The following is a 17,707-nucleotide window of genomic DNA, read 5'->3' as shown; positions in this document are numbered from 1 at the left end:
CTGGTGGGCGTGCTGGTGATCCGAGCCGATCTCGTGGACGAGATCGTCGCCCACGCCCGCCGGGACCACCCCGACGAGGCGTGCGGCGTCATTGCCGGACCCGAGGGCTCGGACCGGCCGGAGCGCTTCATCCCCATGCTGAACGCTGCGCGGTCGCCGACGTTCTACGAGTTCGACTCCGGCGACCTGCTGCGGCTGTACCGCGACATGGACTCGCGCGACGAGGTGCCCGTGGTGATCTACCACTCGCACACCGCCACCGAGGCCTACCCGTCGCGCACGGACATCTCCTACGCCTCGGAGCCGGAGGCGCACTACGTGCTCGTGTCGACGCGCGAGCCCGACACTCACGAGTTCCGGTCGTTCCGGATCGTGGACGGTGTGGTCACCGAGGAAGACGTCGAGGTCGTGGAGAGTTACATGTTCGCGCACACCGGCGCGGACGACGTCCCTGACAACGACTGACGTCCTCCTCACCCACCGTCATCATCGATTCAGGAGCACCCGTATGGCCGTCACCGTCTCCATCCCCACGATCCTGCGCACCCACACCGGCGGCGAGAAGTCCGTCGAGGCGAAGGGCAGCACCGTCGCCGAGGTGATCGACGACCTCGAGTCGCGGCACGGCGGCATCGCCGGCCGTCTGGTCAACAACGGCTCGCTGCACCGCTTCGTCAACATCTACGTGGACGACGAGGACGTGCGCTTCGCCGGTGGCCTCGACGCCCCCGTCGGCGAGAACTCCACCGTGACGATCCTGCCTGCCGTCGCGGGCGGCATGCGCTGACACGGGCCGGGCCGGGCGCGTCCCGGCCCACCCCGGGTCGCATCAGGAGGAGGCGTCATGGCCCGGTACGACTCGTTGTTGCAGGCGGTCGGGGACACCCCGCTGGTCGGTCTGCCGTCGCTCTCCCCGGCCCCGCACGTGCGGCTGTGGGCGAAGCTCGAGGACCGCAACCCCACCGGCTCGATCAAGGACCGGCCCGCGCTGGCCATGGTCGAGAAGGCCGAGGCCGACGGTCTGCTGCGGCCCGGCTGCACGGTGCTCGAGCCCACCTCGGGCAACACGGGCATCTCGCTGGCCATGGCGTGCAAGCTCAAGGGCTACCGGTTGATCTGCGTCATGCCGGAGAACACCTCGCAGGAGCGGCGGCAGCTGCTCGAGATGTACGGGGCGCAGATCATCTCCTCGCCCGCCGCGGGTGGCTCGAACCAGGCCGTCGCGATGGCGAAGGAGCTCGCCGCCGAGCACCCGGACTGGGTGATGCTCTACCAGTATGGCAACGCGGCCAACGCCGAGGCCCACTACCGCACCACCGGCCCCGAGATCCTTCGCGACCTGCCCACCGTCACCCACTTCGTGGCCGGCCTGGGCACCACCGGCACCCTCGTGGGCACGGGCCGGTACCTGCGCGAGCACAAGCCCGACGTGCAGATCGTCGCGGCCGAGCCGCGCTACGGCGAGCTCGTCTACGGCCTGCGCAACCTCGACGAGGGCTTCGTCCCCGAGCTGTACGACCCCGAGGTGCTCACCGCCCGCTACTCCGTGGGCTCCCACGACGCGCTGCGGCGGACGCGGCAGCTGGTGGAGCAGGAGGGCATCTTCGCCGGCATCTCCAGCGGCGGGATCCTGCACGCCGCGCTCGCCGTGGCCGAGAAGGCCGCCGGGGCGGGGGAGGAGGCCGACATCGTCATCATCGTCGCCGACGCCGGCTGGAAGTACCTGTCCACCGGCGCCTACTCCGGCTCCCTCGACGAGGCGGCCGAGGGCATCGAGGGCCACCTCTGGGCCTGATTCCGGTGGTCACGGACGTCGGCGCCGGCGGTGCGGTGATCGCCGCGAGATACGTATCCGCGCAGTCCGAACCGCGATAGGTGCGCTCTCGCGGGCGGTGATCGGCGTCAGATGCGTATCCGCGCAGGGTGAACTGCGAGAAGTGCGCCCTCGCGGCGAGCATCGCCGGGACCAGGTCCCCATCCGCCGCCGGTCGCTGCGGCGGCGAGGGTCGCCGTCGCGCCGGAGGCGCGGTCGCTGGGCGTGTCGGCTGCTGAAGATCGCCGCGAGATACGTATCCGCGCGGTCGGAACCGCGATAGGTGCGCTCTCGCGATGATCACGCTGGTGGTGATCGCCGTGAGATGGGCGGGTGCGTTTCTGGGACTGCGGAAAGTGCGCTCTCGCGGCGATCATGGCCGTCCGCCCGCCGGAGCGGCGGGCCCGCTGATGATCGTTGCGAGATGCTCGTGGCCGTTGCTGAGACGGCGCAACGTGCGCTCTCGCGGTGATCATGCTGGTGGTTATCGCCGTGAGATGCGCGTGCGGGCGGTCGCGGCTGCGGATCGGCGCTTCTCGTAGTGATCATGCCCGGGGGTTGGCCGCGGGGCGATCAGGGGACATCCCGCTCCGTCCCCAGCGCGCGGGCGAACCAGCCGCCGCCGGGCACGTCGGGCGGCTCCGGGGGCTCCGGCTCCTCCGGGGCGTCGTCCTCCGGCGGCCACAGCTCCACCACGTCACGGAGGGCGGCCTCGATCTCGCGGGCGTCGAAGACCACCTGGGTCTCGTCGATCCCCTCGTCCGGCCACGCGCAGACCAACGTCAGCGGGCCGGGCGGCGGGAGTGGGCTGAGGAAGAAGCTCATGTCGACGCTGCGGTCGCCGCCCGACCCGCCGCCCTGCTGCAACCAGGGCGCGTCGTCGCCGCCTGGCGCGGGCGGCCACGTCGGGGAGGCGTTGGTGGTGGTACGCCCGTCCGCGTACTCGACCCCGAGCAGGACCTGCGCCGCGCCGCGACCGCCGAACGCGTCGAACAGGATGACTCGGCCGCGGCCCGGCCGACGCCGGGCCCGGGCGGCGATGTCGAGCCGCAGGCCGGTGCTGTAGACGGCGGCACCGGTGAGCGCGACCGCCGTGTCCTCGCCCCTGCCCAGCAGCGCCGCCCACGGCAGCGCGGCGGGTACCTCGTTGTCGGGCGGGTTCGCCCGGGCATTCCACACCGCGGCCGGCCCGGGCTCGGCCTGCCCATTGAGCTCCATGGCCCCACCGTGCCCGAACGCGAGCAGGCTCTCACAGCACGGCCAGGAGCTCCGGGATGCCGGCCAGCGCCAGGAACCGCGCGATGCGGCCGGCGGCGGCTACCGGCACGAGGCGGCGCAGGTCGAGTCCGCTGGCCGCGGCCGCGGGTACGACGGCCGTGAAGGGTGGGAGGCCCACGCTCGCGCTGAGCAGGACGATCCCCGCCGCGGTGCGGGGCCTGCGGCGGCACCGGGCCATCGTGCCCGCGAGCCTCCGATGAACCTCGGGGACCGCCGCGACCCGGCCGGCCAGCACCACGTGCACCGCCTTCCCGGTCAGCTGACCGAGGGCGGTGACGAGCCCGGCCAGCCACCACGGCACGACCCCCGGGTTGAGGAGCAGGTACCCGACGAGGAACGCCTCGACGCCCGCGACCGGGACCACGGCCGATCCCGCGGCCAGGGCGAACAGCAGCCCGAGTGCCAGCACGGCGTCCACCCTCAACTCCCCCCGGAGCAATATTCACTCAGTGTATGTACAAGGTGTATATTCGCGCCATGGCTGTCGGCGATGTGCTCCTCGCCGTGCTGCGGGACCACCCGAGGCACGGCTACGAGGTCAAGCACGCCTACGACGCCTGGTTCCCCGACGCGCGGCCGCTCGCGTTCGGGCAGGTTTACGCCACGCTCGCCAGGCTCGAGCGGGACGGGCTCGTCGAGGTCGTCGACCAGCGTTCCGAGGGCGCCGCGGAGCGCACGGTCTACGCCATCACCGCACTCGGCACGCAGCGGCTCGACGAGTGGCTCGCCGAGCCGGTGCCGCCGGCGGGGCCCGGGCAGGACGAGATCATCCGCAAGGCGGTGGCCGCGTTCCGCACCGGCGCGGGCGCCGCCGCGTTCCTCAGCCGCCAGCGCGCCGCCCACCTGCGGCGGATGCGGGAGCTCACCGCGGCCGCGGCGGGCGGTGACGCCGCATCGCGGCTCGCCCGCGAGCACACCATCGCCCATCTCGACGCCGACCTGCGGTGGTTGGACCTGGCCGTCGAGCTGGTCGGTAGCGACGGCGGGGCCCGTACGGGGCAACCGTCCGGCGGAAGGAGCGAGGGAGGCGGATGACCGTGGACCGTGTGCTGGAGATGTCCGGTGTCGAGCACGCCTACCGGCGCACCATTGCCCTGCGCGGCGTCGATCTGTCGGTCGGGCCGGGTGAGGTCGTGGCCGTCACCGGGCCGAGCGGGTGTGGCAAGTCCACCCTGCTCCACGTCGCGGCGGGCATCCTGGTGCCGCGAGCCGGCCGGGTGCGGACCGCCGGGCACGACCTCGCGGGGCTCGACGAGACGGCCCGCTGCCGGCTGCGGCGCCGTGAGCTGGGCATCGTCCTCCAGTTCGGTCAGCTCGTCCCGGACCTGCCGCTGGTGGACAATGTCGCGCTGCCGCTGCTGCTCGAGGGGAACCCGGTGCCCGCCGCACGTGCCACGCGCGCGAGTGGCTCGACCGTGTGCAGCTGGCAGAGCAGGCCGACGCCGTCCCGGCCGAGCTGTCGGCGGGTCAGGCCCAGCGGGGCGCCGTGGCCCGCGCACTGGTCACGGGCCCGGCGCTCGTGCTGGCCGACGAGCCGACCGGCAGCACCGACACCATCGGCGGCAGGCTCCTGCTCGACCTGCTGGTCGGCGCCGTACAGGAGCGCGGGGCGGCGCTGGTGCTCGTCACCCACGACAACGCCGTCGCCGCGCGGGCCGACCGCGAGGTCCGGCTGCGGGACGGACTCGTCGAGCACGATGTGAGCCTGACGTGACCGGCACGGGGAGGGGCACCGTGGGGTTCGCCGCGGTTCGCGTGCTGGCGCGGCCGAACCGGCCCCGGGAGCGCACGAGGGAACGGCTGCTCGTGGCCGCCGTTGCCGTGGCGGGGGCGCTGTTGCTGGCGAGCGCTCGGATCGCGCGGATCGGGGAGTTCCGCGCGCTCCCGGCGCTGGCGCCGTTCGTGGCGCAGCCGGGGTTGCGGTTCGGGGTGGTGCTCGGTGGGGTGCTGGTCGTCGTGCCCGTGGCGGTGTTCGCGGTGCAGGTGCTGCGGCTGGGAAGTACCGCGCGCGAGCGCCGGCTCGCGGCGCTGCGGCTGGCCGGCGCCGCCCCCGCCGAGCTGCGGCGCATCGCCGCCCTGCAGACCGGGCGTTCCGGCCTGCTCGGCGGGCTGCTGGCCGGGCCGGCATACCTCCTGCTGTGGGCGGCCCTGGGGGTGCTGCCCACAGCAGGATCCCGGCTGCTGCCCGCGCCGGTCGCGGGTGCCATGACCGCCCGGCGGGCGAGCCCGCGGGCCGCGTGGGTGCCGCGGGTGGTCGTCGGTCTCGTGGGACTCCTCGTGGTGCTGTGGGCGGTGCAGCTGTCCGTGATCTTCGCCGTGGGCGCCGCGGCGCTCATCGCACTCGTGGCCCTCGGTACGCCGGTGACCCGGCGCGTCGCCCGGCGGATGGCGGGACGCGGCACGCCCACCGAGCTGCTCGCGGCCGCGCGGCTGGCAGCGGCCCCGCGCCCGGCCGGTCGGGTCGCCGGCGTGCTGGCCGTGTGCGGGTTCGCGCTCGGCGTGCAGGGCGGCCTCGCCGCGGGCACGGTCACCCGCGAGGACGCCGGCTTCTACCTGGCAGGCGTCGGCATCGCCGCGACGGCCACGCTCGTCGCGATCGTCGTGAGCGTGCTCGCGCTCCTCGTCGCCGCCGCCGACCAGATCGTGGACGGCAGGCGGGCGGTGGCAGCGCTTTCCGCGCTGGGCGCGGACCCGGACGTCCAGCGCCGGGTCCTGCGCCGGCAGCTCACCGCCGTTTCGGTCCCGGCGGCCACGGCCGGGGCGTTGCTGGGCGCGGTGCTCTTCGGGCCGGCCGGGATCGGGACCGCGGGGGCGGCGGGACTCGTCGTGGCACTGCTCCCGGTGCCCGTGGCGGCGGTGCTGGTCGCACTGCTCGCCCGCATCGCCGTCGCGTCGCTCGCCGGCCTCCTGGCTGACGCCGCGGACCCGGAGAACCTGCGCGCCGCGTGAACCCCGGCCGCCCCGGGTGCGCTGCGCGTAGCCTCTAGCGCATGGTCGCTCCTGCGCCCGCGCCCCGCCGGTCGATCGCCCGCGTGCTGCCGCCCCGGCCGGTCCCGGCGTTCGTCACGATGCTCGCGTTCACCGCACTGCTCTACGTGTCGGAGGCGCTCGACCGGTTCACGCCTCTGAACCTGGACGACGACGGCATCCTCCCGCGCCGGGTGGACGGGCTGGACGGGATCCTCTGGGCCCCGCTGCTGCACGGGGGGTGGCCGCATCTGCTCGCCAACACCGTGCCGTTCCTGGTGTTCGGCTTCCTGGCCATGGCGGGCGGCATCGGGCAGTTCGTCATGGTCACGGCCACGATCTGGCTGCTCGGCGGCGTCGGCGTGTGGCTCACCGCCGGCGACGGGAGCCACATCGGCGCCTCCGGCGTGATCTTCGGCTGGCTGGTCTTCCTGCTCACCCGCGGGTTCTTCGCCCGCAGCCTCCGCCAGATCGGGCTTGCCGTCGTGCTGTTCGCGATCTGGGGCGGGATCCTGTTCGGGGTGCTGCCCGGGCAGCAGGGGATCTCCTGGCAGAGCCACCTGTTCGGGGCCCTGGCCGGCCTGTTCGCCGCCTGGCTCGTCGCCCGCGCCGACCGGCGCTCGCGACCGGTCCTGCCCACGGCCTAGGCTGTCGACCGTGCTGGACGCGCCCATCGGCATCTTCGACTCCGGCGTCGGCGGCCTCACCGTGGCGCGCGCGATCATCGATCTGCTGCCCGCCGAACAGGTCGTCTACGTCGGCGACACCGCCCACGGGCCGTACGGGCCGCTCCCGATCGCCGACATCCGCACGCACGCGCTCGCCATCGGCGACGCTCTGATGGAGCGCGGCGTCAAGGCGCTCGTGGTCGCATGCAACACCGCGACGGCGGCGTGCCTGCCCGACATCCGCGAGCGCTACCCGGTCCCGGTCGTCGAGGTGCTGCGCCCCGCCGTGCGGCGCGCGGTCGCCACCACCCGCACCGGGCGGATCGGGGTGATCGGCACCCGCGCCACGATCGCATCCGGCGCCTACCAGGACGCGTTCACCGCGGCGCGGGACGTCGAGGTCACCGCAGTGGCCTGCCCCCGGTTCGTCGACTTCGTCGAGCGCGGGATGACCAGCGGCCGCCAGGTGCTGGGGCTCGCACAGAGCTACCTGGAGCCGCTGCAGCGCGCCCGCGTCGACACGGTCGTGCTGGGCTGCACCCACTACCCGCTGCTCGCCGGGGTGCTCCAGATCGTGCTGGGCACGGATGTCACGCTCGTGTCCAGCGCCGACGAGACGGCCAAGGACGTCGTGCGCGTGCTGATGGACCGGGACCTCGCCCGCGACCCGGTCGGGCCGCCGCCCGGCCCGCACGAGTTCCTCGCCACCGGCGACCCCGAGCCGTTCCGCAGGCTCGGCCGCCGGTTCCTCGGCCCGGAGATCGGCGCGGTCACGCCGCTCCTCGGGGCCGGCTCCCGGTCCTGACGAGCAGGCGCCGCCAGGTACGCGGCCCGCTGGTGATCACGGCGCTGGCTTCCGAGGACCGCGGCCGTGATCACTGTTTCGGTGCACCGCCGGCCACTCGGCCGGAGCCCGCCGGACCGACGTCTTCCGTCCGCGGTCCCGGCTCAGCGCTCCGCGGCCAGCACTCCGGCCAGCAGTCCCGGGTAGAGCGCGTCGAGGTCCTCCCGGCGGAGGGTGCTCAGCCGCCGCGTCCCTTCCACCCGGGTCGAGACGACGCCGGCGTCGCGCAGGGTGCGCAGGTGGTGGGTGACCGTCGACTTGCTCACCGGCAGGGGCACGTCCCCGCAGGCCAGGCCCATGCAGGCGCGCTCGTCCTCGGCCAGCGCGCGCACGATCTGGAGCCGGACCGGATCACCGAGGGCCTGCAGCACGGTCGCGATGCGGATCTCGTGCCGTGCGGGCTGGGGGAGGAGCGCCGGTGCCGTCTCCGCTGTGCTCATGGGGCAATCGTACGACAGGTATCGAAGTTCGACGAAGCTCGTAGTACGGTGCTCGTCGTACAAGTTGCCCTTCGAGAGGACGCCGTGTCCGCACGCACCTACCTGCTCGCCGCCGGCGCGTTCGCCGTCGGCACGAGCGCCTACGTCGTCTCGGGCGTGCTGCCCGCCGTCAGCGCGGAGCTCGGGGTCTCGCTCACCGCGGCGGGCCAGCTCTCCACCGCGTTCGCCCTCTCCTACGCCGTCGGCGCCCCCGTGCTCGCCACGCTCACCGGCCGCTGGGAGCGGCGCACCCTGCTGCTCACCGCGCTGCTCGTCGCCGCCGCCGGGAACGCGCTCGCCGCGGTCGCCACCACGTACCCGCTGCTGCTCGGCGGCCGGATCGTCGCCGCGCTGGGCGCCGCGGTGTACACGCCGGCCGCTACACTCGTCGCCACCGTGCTGCTCCCGCCGCAGGAGCGGGGCCGGGCCGTCGCGCGGGTGTTCGGCGGCCTGACGTTCGCGCTGGTGATCGGCGTACCAGCAGGGAGCATCCTCGGCGGCAGCATCGGCTACCGAGGGGTGTTCGCGCTGGTGGCGCTCGTGTGCCTGGCGGCGGCGGTCGCCGTCCGGATGGTGCTGCCGCGGGTGGACGCCCCGCCCGTGGTCGGGCTGCGCGAGCGGTTCGCCGTCGCCGCCGACCGCCGCGTGGTCGCGGTGCTGGGGATGACCGTGCTCGGCGTGCTCGGCGCGATGAGCGTCTACACCTACATCGTCCCGTTCCTGGCCACGACGGCCGGCGTGAGCGGATCGGCCGTCGGTGCGCTCCTGCTCGTCTACGGGCTGGGCGCCGTGTTCGGCAACGCGATCGGCGGCCGTGCCACCGACCGCTTCGGCAGCATGCGGACGCTGCTCGTGGCGTTCGGCGGATTCGTGGTGCTGGTCGCGACGCTGCCGCTGACCGCGACGACCGTGGGCGGGGCCGCCGTCGCGCTGTTCGTCTGGAGCCTGTTCACCTGGACGGTCAACCCGCCGATCCAGAACATGCTCCTCGAGCTCGGCGGCGGCAGCGGCCTGCTGCTGTCGCTCAACGCCTCGGCGATCTACCTGGGCGCCGGGTTGTCCGGCGTCGTCGGCGGACTGGTCATCGCGACCGGCGGCGTCGTCCTGCTGCCGGAGGTGGCGGCGGTGCTCAGCCTGCTCGCGCTCGGTCTGCTGCTCGCCGTGCGCCGGTCGACCGGTGCGCGGACGGCGCGCGCGGCGGCTCCGGTAGCGTCCGACGCGTGAGTTCGGGGCGGTTGCCGTGATCGGCGCGCTGGTGGTGGTGACGCTCGTCGCGGCGGGCGCCCTCGCGGTCTACGGGCTGGTGGGCGCGGTCGCGAACCGCCCGCCGGACCGGTGGATGCGACTGGCCGTCGGTGTGGTCGTGGCACTGCTGCTGATCCAGGCGGTGATCGCGGCGCTGCAGGTGTTCGGCGGCGTCACGCTCCCGGAGACCACGACGTTCCTCATCTACCTCGTCGTGTCGGTGTGTGTGTTGCCGATCGCCACGCAGTTCGCGATGGCGGAGCCCACGCGCTGGGGCGGCGCGGTCATCGCCGTCGCGGCGATCGCCACGGGCGTGGTCGTGCTGCGCCTCGACGCGTTGTGGACGGCTGGTGCCTGAGCAGGCCAGGGCCACCTCGTCGGGACCGGGGCGGGTGCTGATCGCCGTCTACGGGGTCTTCGCGCTGTCCGCCACCGCCCGTGCGGGCGTGCAGATCGCCTCGAAGTTCGGCGAGGCGCCGCTGGCGTACCTGCTGTCGGCGCTCGCCGGTGTCGTCTACATCGTCGCGACGATCGCGCTGGCCCGGCGGGGGCCGGGCGCCCGCAGGCTGGCGTGGGCCGCTGTGGGGTTCGAGCTGGTGGGCGTGCTGGTGGTCGGCACGCTCACGGTGTTCGACGGCGGAGACTTCCCGGACGACACCGTCTGGTCGGTCTACGGCCGCGGCTACGGGTTCGTCCCGCTGGTGCTGCCGCTCGTCGGCCTGTGGTGGCTGCGCCACACCCGCGCGTGCCCGAGCATGTCTGGCGGCTGAACGCCGTCGCGGAGCAGGCGGACAGGCACCAGTGGACTGTTAGCGTGCGGCCCATGCGGCTGATCGTGCTCGGGTGCTCGGGCAGCGGCCCGGGGCCGGACTCGCCGGCGTCGGGCTACCTCGTGCAGGCGGGGGACGCCCACCTGGTGCTCGACCTCGGCAACGGAACGCTGGGCGCGCTGCAGCGCCACCTCGACCCGTGGGAGCTCGACGCCGTCGTCTTCTCCCACCTGCACCCGGACCACTCCGCCGACTTCGCATCGCTGGTGGTGCACCGGCGCTACCACCCGCGGCCGCCGTTCGATCCCGCGTCGCGGCCGCTGCCGGTGTACGCGCCCGCCGAGGCGCCGGAGCGGTTCGCCGCGGCGTACGCGGCGTCGGCCGCCGAACGGGCCGCGACCGACCTCACCGACGTCTTCGCGTTCCAGCCGCTGTCCGACGGCGCCGTCGCGGAGGTGGCCGGCACGGTGCTGCGTTCGGCCGCGGTGGACCACCCGTGCGAGGCGTACGCGCTGCGCGTCGAGCAGGGCGGGCGAAGCCTCGTCTACAGCGGTGACACCGGCCCGTGCCCCGGGCTCGTCGAGCTCGCCCGGGGCGCCGACGTGCTGCTGTGCGAGGCCACCTGGCCGCACGACGGCGGCGGCGCTTGGGACGAGCCGCCACCCGGGGTGCACCTCTCGGGCCGGCAGGCCGGGGAGCACGCGGCCGCGGCGGGCGTGGGCCGGCTGCTCATCACGCACGTCCCGGCATGGTTCGACGGGGAGCAGCTGCTCGCCGAGGCGAAGGCGGCGTTCGACGGGCCGGTGGAGCTGGTGGCGCCGGACGTGGCGTACACCGTCTGATCCGGGGCCTGGATTGCAGCAAAGCCACTTTGATGCAACGAGCTTGCGTGAAAGTGGCTTTGCTGCAAAGGGGCACCCCCTACTGGCCCACGCCCTGCCACACCGCCATCGAACCGGCGTGCCCGATCCACACCACGAGGCCGGTGAACCGCGATCCCGGCGAGCGCGGCGAGCACACCCAGCCCGGTCGCGACCCGGTCGAGCCGAGCGGCGGACGTCCGGCGCTGGCGCGACGCCCGGTTGGCCGGCGCGGCGAGCGCGGCCGGTGCGCTCACGCGCCCGCGGTCGGCCGAGCGGCCCACGAACACGGCGGCCGCGAGCAGCGCGAGGAACCCGGCCGCCGCCGGCAGCAGCGGCGCCGCGCGGCGGGCGTGCTCCTCGATGAGCGGGTTCGGGCCGGGCAGCGCCGCCTGGAGCTGTTCCCCGGTCTCGGCGGCCAGCGGCACGGCGGCGACGCCCACGAGCGCGACGAGCAGCGCCGGCACGCCGAGCTGCCGCCGCCACGCCGGCCGGGCCGCGACGGCGATCGCGCCGACGGCCGCGAGCGGCAGCAGCACGACGACCGCGTGCACGAGCAGGGGGTGAGCGAGCGTGCGAGCGAACCGTCGACACGGCGCCTGCGCGCAGCGCCGACCGAGCGCAGCGAGGGAGAGCGGTGCGCGGGGATGCCGCCGACCAGGACCACGTCCCGTTCAACGTTCCACCGTCGCGTTCGGTTCACAGGGGGCGACATAGGCTGGCGCGGTGACGCGAGCAGACGGCAGATCCGACGACGAACTCCGCCCGGTGACCATCACGCGCGGTTTCCAGAAGCACCCGGCGGGCTCGGTGCTCGTCGAGTTCGGGGACACCAAGGTGCTGTGCGCGGCCAGTGTCACCGAGGGCGTCCCGCGCTGGCGCAAGGGCTCCGGACTCGGGTGGCTCACCGCCGAGTACGCGATGCTCCCGTCGTCGACGAACACCCGCAGCGACCGGGAGTCGGTGAAGGGCCGCGTCGGCGGCCGCACCCACGAGATCAGCAGGCTCATCGGCCGCTCCCTGCGGGCGTGCATCGACCTCGCCGCTCTCGGGGAGAACACCATCGCCCTGGATTGCGACGTCCTGCAGGCCGACGGCGGCACCCGCACCGCCGCGATCACCGGCGCCTACGTCGCGCTGGCCGACGCGGTCACCTGGCTGCGCGCGCACGGCAGCCTCGCCGACCCCAAGCCGCTGTCGTGCCAGGTCGCGGCCATCAGCGTCGGCGTCGTGGACGGGCGGGTGCGGCTGGACCTGCCCTACGAGGAGGACTCCCGCGCGGAGGTCGACGCCAACATCGTCGCCACCGACACCGGCACCCTCATCGAGGTGCAGGGCACCGGCGAGGGCGCCACGTTCACCCGCACCACGCTCGACGCGATGCTCGACGTCGCGCTGGCCGGCATCCGGCAGCTGGCCGACCTGCAGGCCGCCGCGCTCGCCGAGCCCTACCCCGGCGACCTCCCGGGACCGGCATGAAGCTCCTGGTCGCCACCCGCAACCCCGGCAAGCTCCGCGAGCTGCGCCGCATGCTCGCCGACGGGCCCCTCGAGGTGGTCGGGCTCGCCGACGTGCCCGAGTTCCCGGAGGCCCCGGAGACGGGCGCCACCTTCGCCGAGAACGCACTGGCCAAGGCCCTCGACGCCGCGAACGCCACCGGCCTGCCCGCCGTCGCCGACGACTCCGGCCTGGCCGTCGACGCCCTCAACGGAATGCCCGGGGTGCTCTCCGCCCGGTGGGCGGGCCGGCACGGCGACGACGTCGCCAACCTGGAGCTGCTGCTCGGCCAGCTCGCCGACGTGCCGGACGATCGCCGCGGCGGGGCCTTCATCTGTTCGGCGGCGCTCGTCGTGCCGGACGGGCTGGAGACCGTGGTGCACGGCGAATGGCCCGGGCGGATCGTCCGCGCGCCCCGCGGCACGAACGGGTTCGGCTACGACCCGATCTTCGTGCCGGAGGGGGAGGAGCGCACGTCCGCCGAGCTCAGTGCGGCCGAGAAGGACGCCGCCTCCCACCGCGGCCGCGCGATGCGCGCCCTACTACCGCACCTGCACAGCCTGACGTCCTGAGCGCTCGCGGCGCACCGCACACACCGTGTGGAGCCCGCACACATGGCCGGCGATGTGTGCGGACAACGGGCGCTGTGTGCGGTGCCATTGCGCTCGCCGTCAGGCTGGGTCCGTCTCGGCCAGGACGCGACGGGCCACGGCGAACGCCGAGTTGGCGGCGGGCACGCCGCAGTAGATGGCCGACTGCAGCAGCACCTCGACGATCTCGTCGCGGCTCAGGCCGTTGCGCAGCGCGGCCCGCAGGTGCAGCTCCAGCTCGGCGAGGTGGCCGTGGGCGACGAGCGCCGTGAGCGTGATGGCGCTGCGCATCCGGCGGTCGAGACCCGGGCGGGTCCAGATGTGGCCCCACGCATACTTGGTGATCATCTCCTGGAACGCCGACGTGGTGGCGTCGGCGCGGGCGATGGCGGCGTCGACGTGCTCCGGCCCGAGGACCTCGCGGCGGACGGCGAGGCCGGCCGGGTCGAGGTCGAGGGCGGGCGGTTCGGGGCTGGAGGGCTGCTCGGTCGTCACGATGGAGCACGGTAATCGCCTGTATGGCCCAGCCGGGGGTGGACTTCCGGTGACCAGAAAGTGACGGAGTCCGCCCTTCGTCCCACCGGCCGCGTGCCCGCCGGTACCGTCGGGCGCGTGAAGTGGGGACGGATCGCCGTGGGCGTCGGAGTGCTCGTCGTCGCCGCGATCGTCGTCCTCCTGCTGCGCGAGGGGATCCCGGACGTGCGCCGGGCCGTGCAGAGCGCCGGAATCTGGGCGCCGATGCTGTTCGTGCTGCTGCACGGCGCCGTCACGTTGGCGCCGGTGCCGCGCACCGTGTTCACCGTGGCCGCCGGGGTGCTGTTCGGCGCCATCACCGGGGTGGCGCTCTCCATCGCCGGCACGGCCCTGGCCGCGGCGGGCGCGTTCTGGCTGGGCAAGCTCGCCGGTGGGCGGTTCGTGCAACGGCACGCCCAGCACCGCGCGATGCAATGGGTCCGGGCGCGCCTGGACCGCCGGGGCCTGCTCGCGGTGATCTCGCTGCGGCTCATCCCGGCCATGCCGTTCTCGGTGATGAACTACGCCTCGGCGCTGTCGGGTGTGCGGTTCCCGCCGTATTTGGTGGGCACCGTGCTCGGCGTGCTGCCCGGCACCATCGGGATCGTGGTGCTCGGCGACGCCGCCATCGGCGGCAACCCGCACCCGGCCATGTTCGCCGTGTCGCTCGTGTCCGGGGCGGTCGGGCTCACCGGGGCGTTCATCGCGTCGCGGCGGCCGGTGCCGGTGGCGGTGGCTCCGGAGCCCGTCGCAATTGGTGCGGGCCAGGGGGCCGCGCGGCCCGAGTAGGGCCGCCATGGTGCCGACGGTGGGATTCGAACCCACACTGGCGGGCTCCTAAGGCCCGGGCCTCTGCCGTTGGGCTACGCCGGCTTGGGCTTCCGCCTGCACCAGGTGTCGGTGAGGGCGTGGCAGTTCGGGCACAGGATACGGAGGTTCTCCAGGCGGTTGTCGGTGTGGTCGCCGTTGATGTGGTCCAGGTGTAGAGGCAGTGGCCGACCACGCCATGACACAAGGCCGCATTCCGAACACTCCGCCTTGAGCAGCCCCGCCGCGACAAGTCGGTTGCGGAGGTGAGAGTTCGCGCGGTACCCCGAGTCCTTGACCAGGATTTCCTCCAAAGGCGTCGCCTTGCGCTCCAGCCTCTGCCCGAGTGCCCAACTCCGCCCGGTGAAATGCGAGGTGTCCAGCCGGGCAGCCGCGATGTGGCCCACTATCAGCCGGTGCACCCCGCCGTTCGGCGTGTAGCCGAGCCGGCGGCCGACCTCGGAGATCGAACTCTCTCGCACAGCCTCCTCAAGATCCACATCGGTCCAGCGCCGCGTTCTGCGGGGTGTTCCGAGGGTCGATCTAGGTATGTGTGACGCCTCAAGTCCTAGCCGGGCGATGTGCCTCCGCAGCACGTCGTACTTGCCTGGCTGCAACCCAAGTCTTCGGCACACCTCGCCCAGGGTCGAGCTCGCCGCGACCGCGGCGGCGAGCTGTTCATCGGTCCAACGTCTGGCTCTCGGCATCCCCGCACGCTATCGAACTGCCGTTCGACAGCGTGCGGGTTTGTCCACAGGAAGGCGTTCAGCCGACCGGCACCCGCGACGCCAGGCTCCCGCTCTCCACCGTCCAGGCCGCCACCGCGCGGGCGTCGGCCCCGAGCGGGCGGTCCAGCGGCACCGTGAGCGCGTGTTCCCCGGCCCCGTCGACCGGCACGACCAGCGACCCGGCGATCCCCTCGGCGTCCATGACGAACACGCTCAGCGAGCCGGCGCTCGTGCTCGTCGCCGTCACCTCGACCGCCCCGTCGCCGGGCCGGGCCCCGGTCAGCCACCCGCTCGCGTCCGCCGGGGCGGCCGGCCCACCGGAGAGCGGCACGTCGATGTCCACCGCCTGCTCGATCGACTGCGGGGACTGCGAGCTGAGCAGCGCGTCGGACGGGATCGCCGGCTCGCTCACCTCACCCCCGGCCGGCTCGTACCCGGGCAGCGTCGCCCGGCCCCAGCGGTAGGGGTCGCCCTGCACGCCCTGCCAGGTCGACCAGCCGATGCGGGTCTGGCCGGTCTGGTCCTGGGTGTCGGAGTCGTAGACGAACAGGTTGAGGCCCAGGCGCTCCGGGTCGACCGGGGCGGGCAGCGCGGCCAGCGGGATCGCGGCCTCGACGGTGTAGCCGGTGCCGGTCACCGTCGTGGCGTACTGCACGCCGGGTGCGGTCTCGGCGGCCGGGCCCTGGTGGTTGTCGGCGTCCCGCGAGGCGCACGGGGCGCGATCGGCCGTCCACGGGAGCACGGCGAGCTTGAACGTCGTGGCCGTGTTCTCGCTGGTGCCGGCCGGGTCGAGGGCGAGCTCGACGCTGTCGGTGCGCCAGTGCCGCTTGCAGTCGGTCGCGGCCAGCGCGGTGCCGCCGACGGAGTCGGTCACCTCGACGAGGACGTTCAGCACGTCCCCGGACCGCGAGAGGCGGGCGGTCGCCGAGCAGTCCTCCGCCGACTCGCAGTCGTCGCCCTCCCAGCGCCGGGACAGGTCCAGCACCGGACCCGGGTACTCCGCCGCCGCGCCCACACCGTCGATCACCGGGGCCGCGTCGACGGCGGGCACCTCAGTGGCGGGCACCAGTTCCAGGGCCGGCTGCACCGAAGTCGTCCCGGCCGCCGTGGCGACGCTCAGGGTGTACGCGTGGTCGCCGCCCTGGGTCGATGTCGGCAGCGCCGGGTCGGTGTTCGTGATCACGAACGGGACGGTCGTGGACGCGCCCGGCGCGAGGTCGGCGAACGGCTTGCTCGCGGCGTCCGTGGTGAACCCCGCGGGCAGCTCGACCGCGACGGTGCCCGACTGCGGCGCGTCCGACAGGTTCGTCACGGTCATCGGGATCTCCCGCGAGCCGCCGGACGGCAGCGTGAGCACGGGTGTGACCACGCCGCGCAGCTGGGCCACCTCGAGCTCGTCGGCCCAGGCGGTGAACTCGGCGACCTGGGGGAGCGGTTCCTGGGCCACCCGCACCGGCGGGGCGACCTCGACCTGCTCGGCCGTGTATCCGGCCGCCGTCGTCGCCTCCAGCCGCACGCGCGTGCCCGGGGCGGCATCCGCCGGCGGGGTCACGGTGAACGTCCCGCCGGCCGCGTCGGTCGCGCTGACGGCCCAGCCGTCCGGGGCGGTCAGGGTCGTGCCTCCCGCGTCGGCCCCGTCCGCTCGGACCGTGACGGGGAACGGCTCGCCCGCCGACACGTCGAACGGCGCCTCGATCTCCAGCCGCGGGCCGTCCGCACCGGTGAGGATCGCGGTGGGGGACGCGGCCTCCGGGGTGCCGGGTGCCGGGTAGGGCACCCGCGAGTCGATCTGGGTGAACCGGTCGCAGCCCAGCTCGGCCGGGTCCGTCGGCACGTCGGGGAAGACCGCCCAGCCCTGCGAGGCGTAGACGCGCTGCGCGTCCCGCTCCACGGCCGCCCAGCTGCGCCCGTCCGGCGCCTGCGCGCCGCTCCAGACGCCGAACACGTCCTGCGTCGGGTCGGCGGGGACGAGCGTGGCGGCGCAGTCGGGCCCGGTCGGCCCCTCGCCGGCCGCGCCATTGCGGAGGATCTTGGCGGCGGCGAACGGCTCGAGCCCCTCCTGTGTGATCTGAGACGGGAACGCCTTCGGGTCCGCGGCCGCGTAGTACGCGGCGATCGCCAGGCGGGCGGCTTCCTGGTGGTGGCCGTGGTTGCCCGGCGACGGCGCCGGGTTCATCGTGAGCAGCACTTCGGGGCGGGTCTGGCGCACGATCCGCACGACCCGCTCGAGCACGTCGTCGCCCCACACCTGCTGGGTGAGCGGCGCGGAGACGGTGTAGTAGAAGTCGACTTCGTCGAGGTTGTACACGTCGGTGACGCCGGCCGTCCCGACCGCCCGGCGTTCTTCGTCCTCACGCAGCAGGCCGAGCGCCGGCCCTTCCTCCGGGCCGACGGCGTTGCCGCCGCCCTCACCCCGGGTGATCGTGACGACGCCCGAGCGGGCGCCGAGGGTCTGCTTCCACTGCCCGAGGGTGGACAGCGTGCTCGCCTCGTCATCGGGGTGCGCGCCGATGAACAGGACGTCGAGGTCGACGGGCGGGCCGGCCGAGGTGGAGTCGGTCGGCGGTCCGCCGGGGGACCCCACCACCAAGCCGGCTGCGAGCACACCAGCCACCAGCAGTGCCGAACGCATTGTGCCTCCCCGTATC

General features: G+C 74.1%; 21 protein-coding genes, 1 tRNA gene and 2 pseudogenes. 16 read left to right on the top strand and 8 right to left on the bottom strand.

Annotated elements, in window-relative coordinates; all coding sequences use genetic code 11:
* The first annotated feature begins 9 nt into the window (after positions 1–9).
* Genes KME75_RS01510 through KME75_RS01500 form a run of 3 tightly spaced genes read left to right on the top strand, consistent with a single transcriptional unit; the run spans position 10 to position 1,795 of the window.
* Positions 10–465, top strand: coding sequence for a M67 family metallopeptidase (locus KME75_RS01510; protein ID WP_372452546.1), 456 nt, complete (start codon positions 10–12; stop codon positions 463–465).
* Between the two features lie 43 nt (positions 466–508).
* The gene (locus tag KME75_RS01505) at positions 509–787 is read left to right on the top strand and encodes a MoaD/ThiS family protein (RefSeq protein WP_219412679.1); all 279 of its coding nucleotides are present in this window, start codon (positions 509–511) and stop codon (positions 785–787) included.
* Positions 788–844: 57 nt separating this feature from the next.
* Complete coding sequence (locus KME75_RS01500; RefSeq protein ID WP_219412678.1) at positions 845–1,795, top strand: PLP-dependent cysteine synthase family protein; 951 nt, start codon at positions 845–847, stop codon at positions 1,793–1,795.
* A 591-nt stretch (positions 1,796–2,386) separates the two neighbouring features.
* On the opposite strand, the gene KME75_RS01495 is transcribed toward KME75_RS01500, so the two are convergent.
* Together KME75_RS01495 and KME75_RS01490 are read right to left on the bottom strand one after the other, a co-directional pair.
* Positions 2,387–3,031, bottom strand: coding sequence for a hypothetical protein (locus tag KME75_RS01495; RefSeq protein WP_219412677.1), 645 nt, complete (start codon positions 3,029–3,031; stop codon positions 2,387–2,389).
* 31 nt (positions 3,032–3,062) lie between these two features.
* Entirely contained in the window at positions 3,063–3,509 is a 447-nt protein-coding gene (locus KME75_RS01490; protein ID WP_219412676.1) for a hypothetical protein, read from the bottom strand.
* A 59-nt stretch (positions 3,510–3,568) separates the two neighbouring features.
* Here KME75_RS01490 and KME75_RS01485 point away from each other — a divergent pair, with 59 nt between their 5' ends.
* From KME75_RS01485 to murI, 6 genes and pseudogenes are all read left to right on the top strand, one after another.
* Positions 3,569–4,126: a PadR family transcriptional regulator gene (locus KME75_RS01485; RefSeq protein WP_219412675.1), complete on the top strand. Its 558-nt coding sequence runs from the start codon at positions 3,569–3,571 to the stop codon at positions 4,124–4,126.
* Positions 4,123–4,410, top strand: a pseudogene (locus KME75_RS45550) (ATP-binding cassette domain-containing protein); the annotation flags it as partial. The gene KME75_RS01485 and the pseudogene KME75_RS45550, both read left to right, overlap by 4 nt.
* Before the next feature lie 98 nt (positions 4,411–4,508).
* A complete protein-coding gene (locus KME75_RS45545; RefSeq protein WP_308282491.1) occupies positions 4,509–4,805 on the top strand; it encodes an ATP-binding cassette domain-containing protein in 297 nt (98 codons plus the stop codon).
* The gene (locus tag KME75_RS01475; RefSeq protein WP_219412674.1) at positions 4,802–6,040 is read left to right on the top strand and encodes a hypothetical protein; all 1,239 of its coding nucleotides are present in this window, start codon (positions 4,802–4,804) and stop codon (positions 6,038–6,040) included. Before KME75_RS45545 ends, KME75_RS01475 begins: the two co-directional genes overlap by 4 nt.
* Positions 6,041–6,081: 41 nt before the next feature.
* Positions 6,082–6,705 carry a rhomboid family intramembrane serine protease gene (locus tag KME75_RS01470; protein ID WP_219412673.1) on the top strand — a complete coding sequence of 208 codons (624 nt, stop codon included), beginning with the start codon at positions 6,082–6,084 and terminating at the stop codon, positions 6,703–6,705.
* A gap of 10 nt (positions 6,706–6,715) precedes the next feature.
* Entirely contained in the window at positions 6,716–7,531 is an 816-nt protein-coding gene (murI, locus tag KME75_RS01465) for a glutamate racemase (protein ID WP_372452545.1), read from the top strand.
* A 143-nt stretch (positions 7,532–7,674) separates the two neighbouring features.
* Here murI and KME75_RS01460 read toward each other — a convergent pair whose 3' ends face one another.
* Positions 7,675–8,010 carry an ArsR/SmtB family transcription factor gene (locus tag KME75_RS01460; protein WP_219412672.1) on the bottom strand — a complete coding sequence of 112 codons (336 nt, stop codon included), beginning with the start codon at positions 8,008–8,010 and terminating at the stop codon, positions 7,675–7,677.
* Positions 8,011–8,094: 84 nt separating this feature from the next.
* Here KME75_RS01460 and KME75_RS01455 point away from each other — a divergent pair, with 84 nt between their 5' ends.
* The 4 genes from KME75_RS01455 to KME75_RS01440 are packed head-to-tail and all read left to right on the top strand — an operon-like array spanning position 8,095 to position 10,906.
* On the top strand, positions 8,095–9,273 hold the full coding sequence (locus KME75_RS01455) for an MFS transporter (RefSeq protein WP_219412671.1): 1,179 nt from the start codon (positions 8,095–8,097) through the stop codon (positions 9,271–9,273).
* Positions 9,274–9,289: 16 nt separating this feature from the next.
* Positions 9,290–9,652 carry a hypothetical protein gene (locus KME75_RS01450; RefSeq protein WP_219412670.1) on the top strand — a complete coding sequence of 121 codons (363 nt, stop codon included), beginning with the start codon at positions 9,290–9,292 and terminating at the stop codon, positions 9,650–9,652.
* Positions 9,645–10,064: a hypothetical protein gene (locus KME75_RS01445; RefSeq protein WP_219412669.1), complete on the top strand. Its 420-nt coding sequence runs from the start codon at positions 9,645–9,647 to the stop codon at positions 10,062–10,064. Before KME75_RS01450 ends, KME75_RS01445 begins: the two co-directional genes overlap by 8 nt.
* Before the next feature lie 53 nt (positions 10,065–10,117).
* Positions 10,118–10,906 (top strand): MBL fold metallo-hydrolase, encoded by a 789-nt coding sequence (locus KME75_RS01440; RefSeq protein ID WP_219412668.1) that lies wholly within the window; start codon positions 10,118–10,120, stop codon positions 10,904–10,906.
* Positions 10,907–11,235: 329 nt separating this feature from the next.
* Here KME75_RS01440 and KME75_RS46545 read toward each other — a convergent pair.
* Positions 11,236–11,463: pseudogene (locus KME75_RS46545) on the bottom strand (DUF2231 domain-containing protein); the annotation flags it as partial.
* 187 nt (positions 11,464–11,650) lie between these two features.
* Here KME75_RS46545 and rph point away from each other — a divergent pair.
* Together rph and rdgB are read left to right on the top strand one after the other, a co-directional pair.
* Positions 11,651–12,403 (top strand): ribonuclease PH, encoded by a 753-nt coding sequence (gene rph / locus KME75_RS01435; protein ID WP_219412667.1) that lies wholly within the window; start codon positions 11,651–11,653, stop codon positions 12,401–12,403.
* Positions 12,400–12,993: an RdgB/HAM1 family non-canonical purine NTP pyrophosphatase gene (gene rdgB, locus KME75_RS01430; RefSeq protein WP_219412666.1), complete on the top strand. Its 594-nt coding sequence runs from the start codon at positions 12,400–12,402 to the stop codon at positions 12,991–12,993. The genes rph and rdgB overlap by 4 nt, the downstream gene beginning before the upstream one ends.
* A 99-nt stretch (positions 12,994–13,092) precedes the next feature.
* Here the strand turns inward: rdgB and KME75_RS01425 are convergent, their stop codons facing one another.
* Positions 13,093–13,506, bottom strand: coding sequence for a carboxymuconolactone decarboxylase family protein (locus tag KME75_RS01425; RefSeq protein ID WP_219412665.1), 414 nt, complete (start codon positions 13,504–13,506; stop codon positions 13,093–13,095).
* Positions 13,507–13,623: 117 nt separating this feature from the next.
* Between KME75_RS01425 and KME75_RS01420 the strand changes: the two genes are divergently transcribed.
* Positions 13,624–14,313, top strand: coding sequence for a TVP38/TMEM64 family protein (locus KME75_RS01420; RefSeq protein ID WP_219412664.1), 690 nt, complete (start codon positions 13,624–13,626; stop codon positions 14,311–14,313).
* A gap of 8 nt (positions 14,314–14,321) precedes the next feature.
* On the opposite strand, the gene KME75_RS01415 is transcribed toward KME75_RS01420, so the two are convergent.
* The 3 genes from KME75_RS01415 to KME75_RS01405 form a co-directional block, all read right to left on the bottom strand.
* Positions 14,322–14,397 (bottom strand) — tRNA-Leu (locus tag KME75_RS01415).
* A complete protein-coding gene (locus KME75_RS01410) occupies positions 14,388–14,813 on the bottom strand; it encodes an HNH endonuclease (protein WP_219412663.1) in 426 nt (141 codons plus the stop codon). Before KME75_RS01410 ends, KME75_RS01415 begins: the two co-directional genes overlap by 10 nt.
* Before the next feature lie 283 nt (positions 14,814–15,096).
* On the bottom strand, positions 15,097–17,691 hold the full coding sequence (locus KME75_RS01405) for a sugar-binding protein (protein ID WP_219412662.1): 2,595 nt from the start codon (positions 17,689–17,691) through the stop codon (positions 15,097–15,099).
* Between the last annotated feature and the right edge of the window lie 16 nt (positions 17,692–17,707).

Source organism: Pseudonocardia nigra (assembly GCF_019396355.1).
Classification (GTDB): domain Bacteria; phylum Actinomycetota; class Actinomycetes; order Mycobacteriales; family Pseudonocardiaceae; genus Pseudonocardia; species Pseudonocardia nigra.
Note: the sequence above shows the minus strand (reverse complement) of the source record. Positions and strands in the feature narration are given on the sequence as shown.

What these genes read in the sequence shown, in the direction of transcription:
- KME75_RS01505 (WP_219412679.1), top strand. Translation starts at nt 509, where the DNA reads ATGGCCGTCACCGTCTCCATCCCCACGATCCTGCGCACCCACACCGGC.
- KME75_RS01500 (WP_219412678.1), top strand. Translation starts at nt 845, where the DNA reads ATGGCCCGGTACGACTCGTTGTTGCAGGCGGTCGGGGACACCCCGCTG.
- KME75_RS01495 (WP_219412677.1), bottom strand. Translation starts at nt 3,031, where the DNA reads ATGGAGCTCAATGGGCAGGCCGAGCCCGGGCCGGCCGCGGTGTGGAAT.
- KME75_RS01485 (WP_219412675.1), top strand. Translation starts at nt 3,569, where the DNA reads ATGGCTGTCGGCGATGTGCTCCTCGCCGTGCTGCGGGACCACCCGAGG.
- KME75_RS01470 (WP_219412673.1), top strand. Translation starts at nt 6,082, where the DNA reads ATGGTCGCTCCTGCGCCCGCGCCCCGCCGGTCGATCGCCCGCGTGCTG.
- KME75_RS01460 (WP_219412672.1), bottom strand. Translation starts at nt 8,010, where the DNA reads ATGAGCACAGCGGAGACGGCACCGGCGCTCCTCCCCCAGCCCGCACGG.
- KME75_RS01440 (WP_219412668.1), top strand. Translation starts at nt 10,118, where the DNA reads ATGCGGCTGATCGTGCTCGGGTGCTCGGGCAGCGGCCCGGGGCCGGAC.
- rdgB (WP_219412666.1), top strand. Translation starts at nt 12,400, where the DNA reads ATGAAGCTCCTGGTCGCCACCCGCAACCCCGGCAAGCTCCGCGAGCTG.
- KME75_RS01405 (WP_219412662.1), bottom strand. Translation starts at nt 17,691, where the DNA reads ATGCGTTCGGCACTGCTGGTGGCTGGTGTGCTCGCAGCCGGCTTGGTG.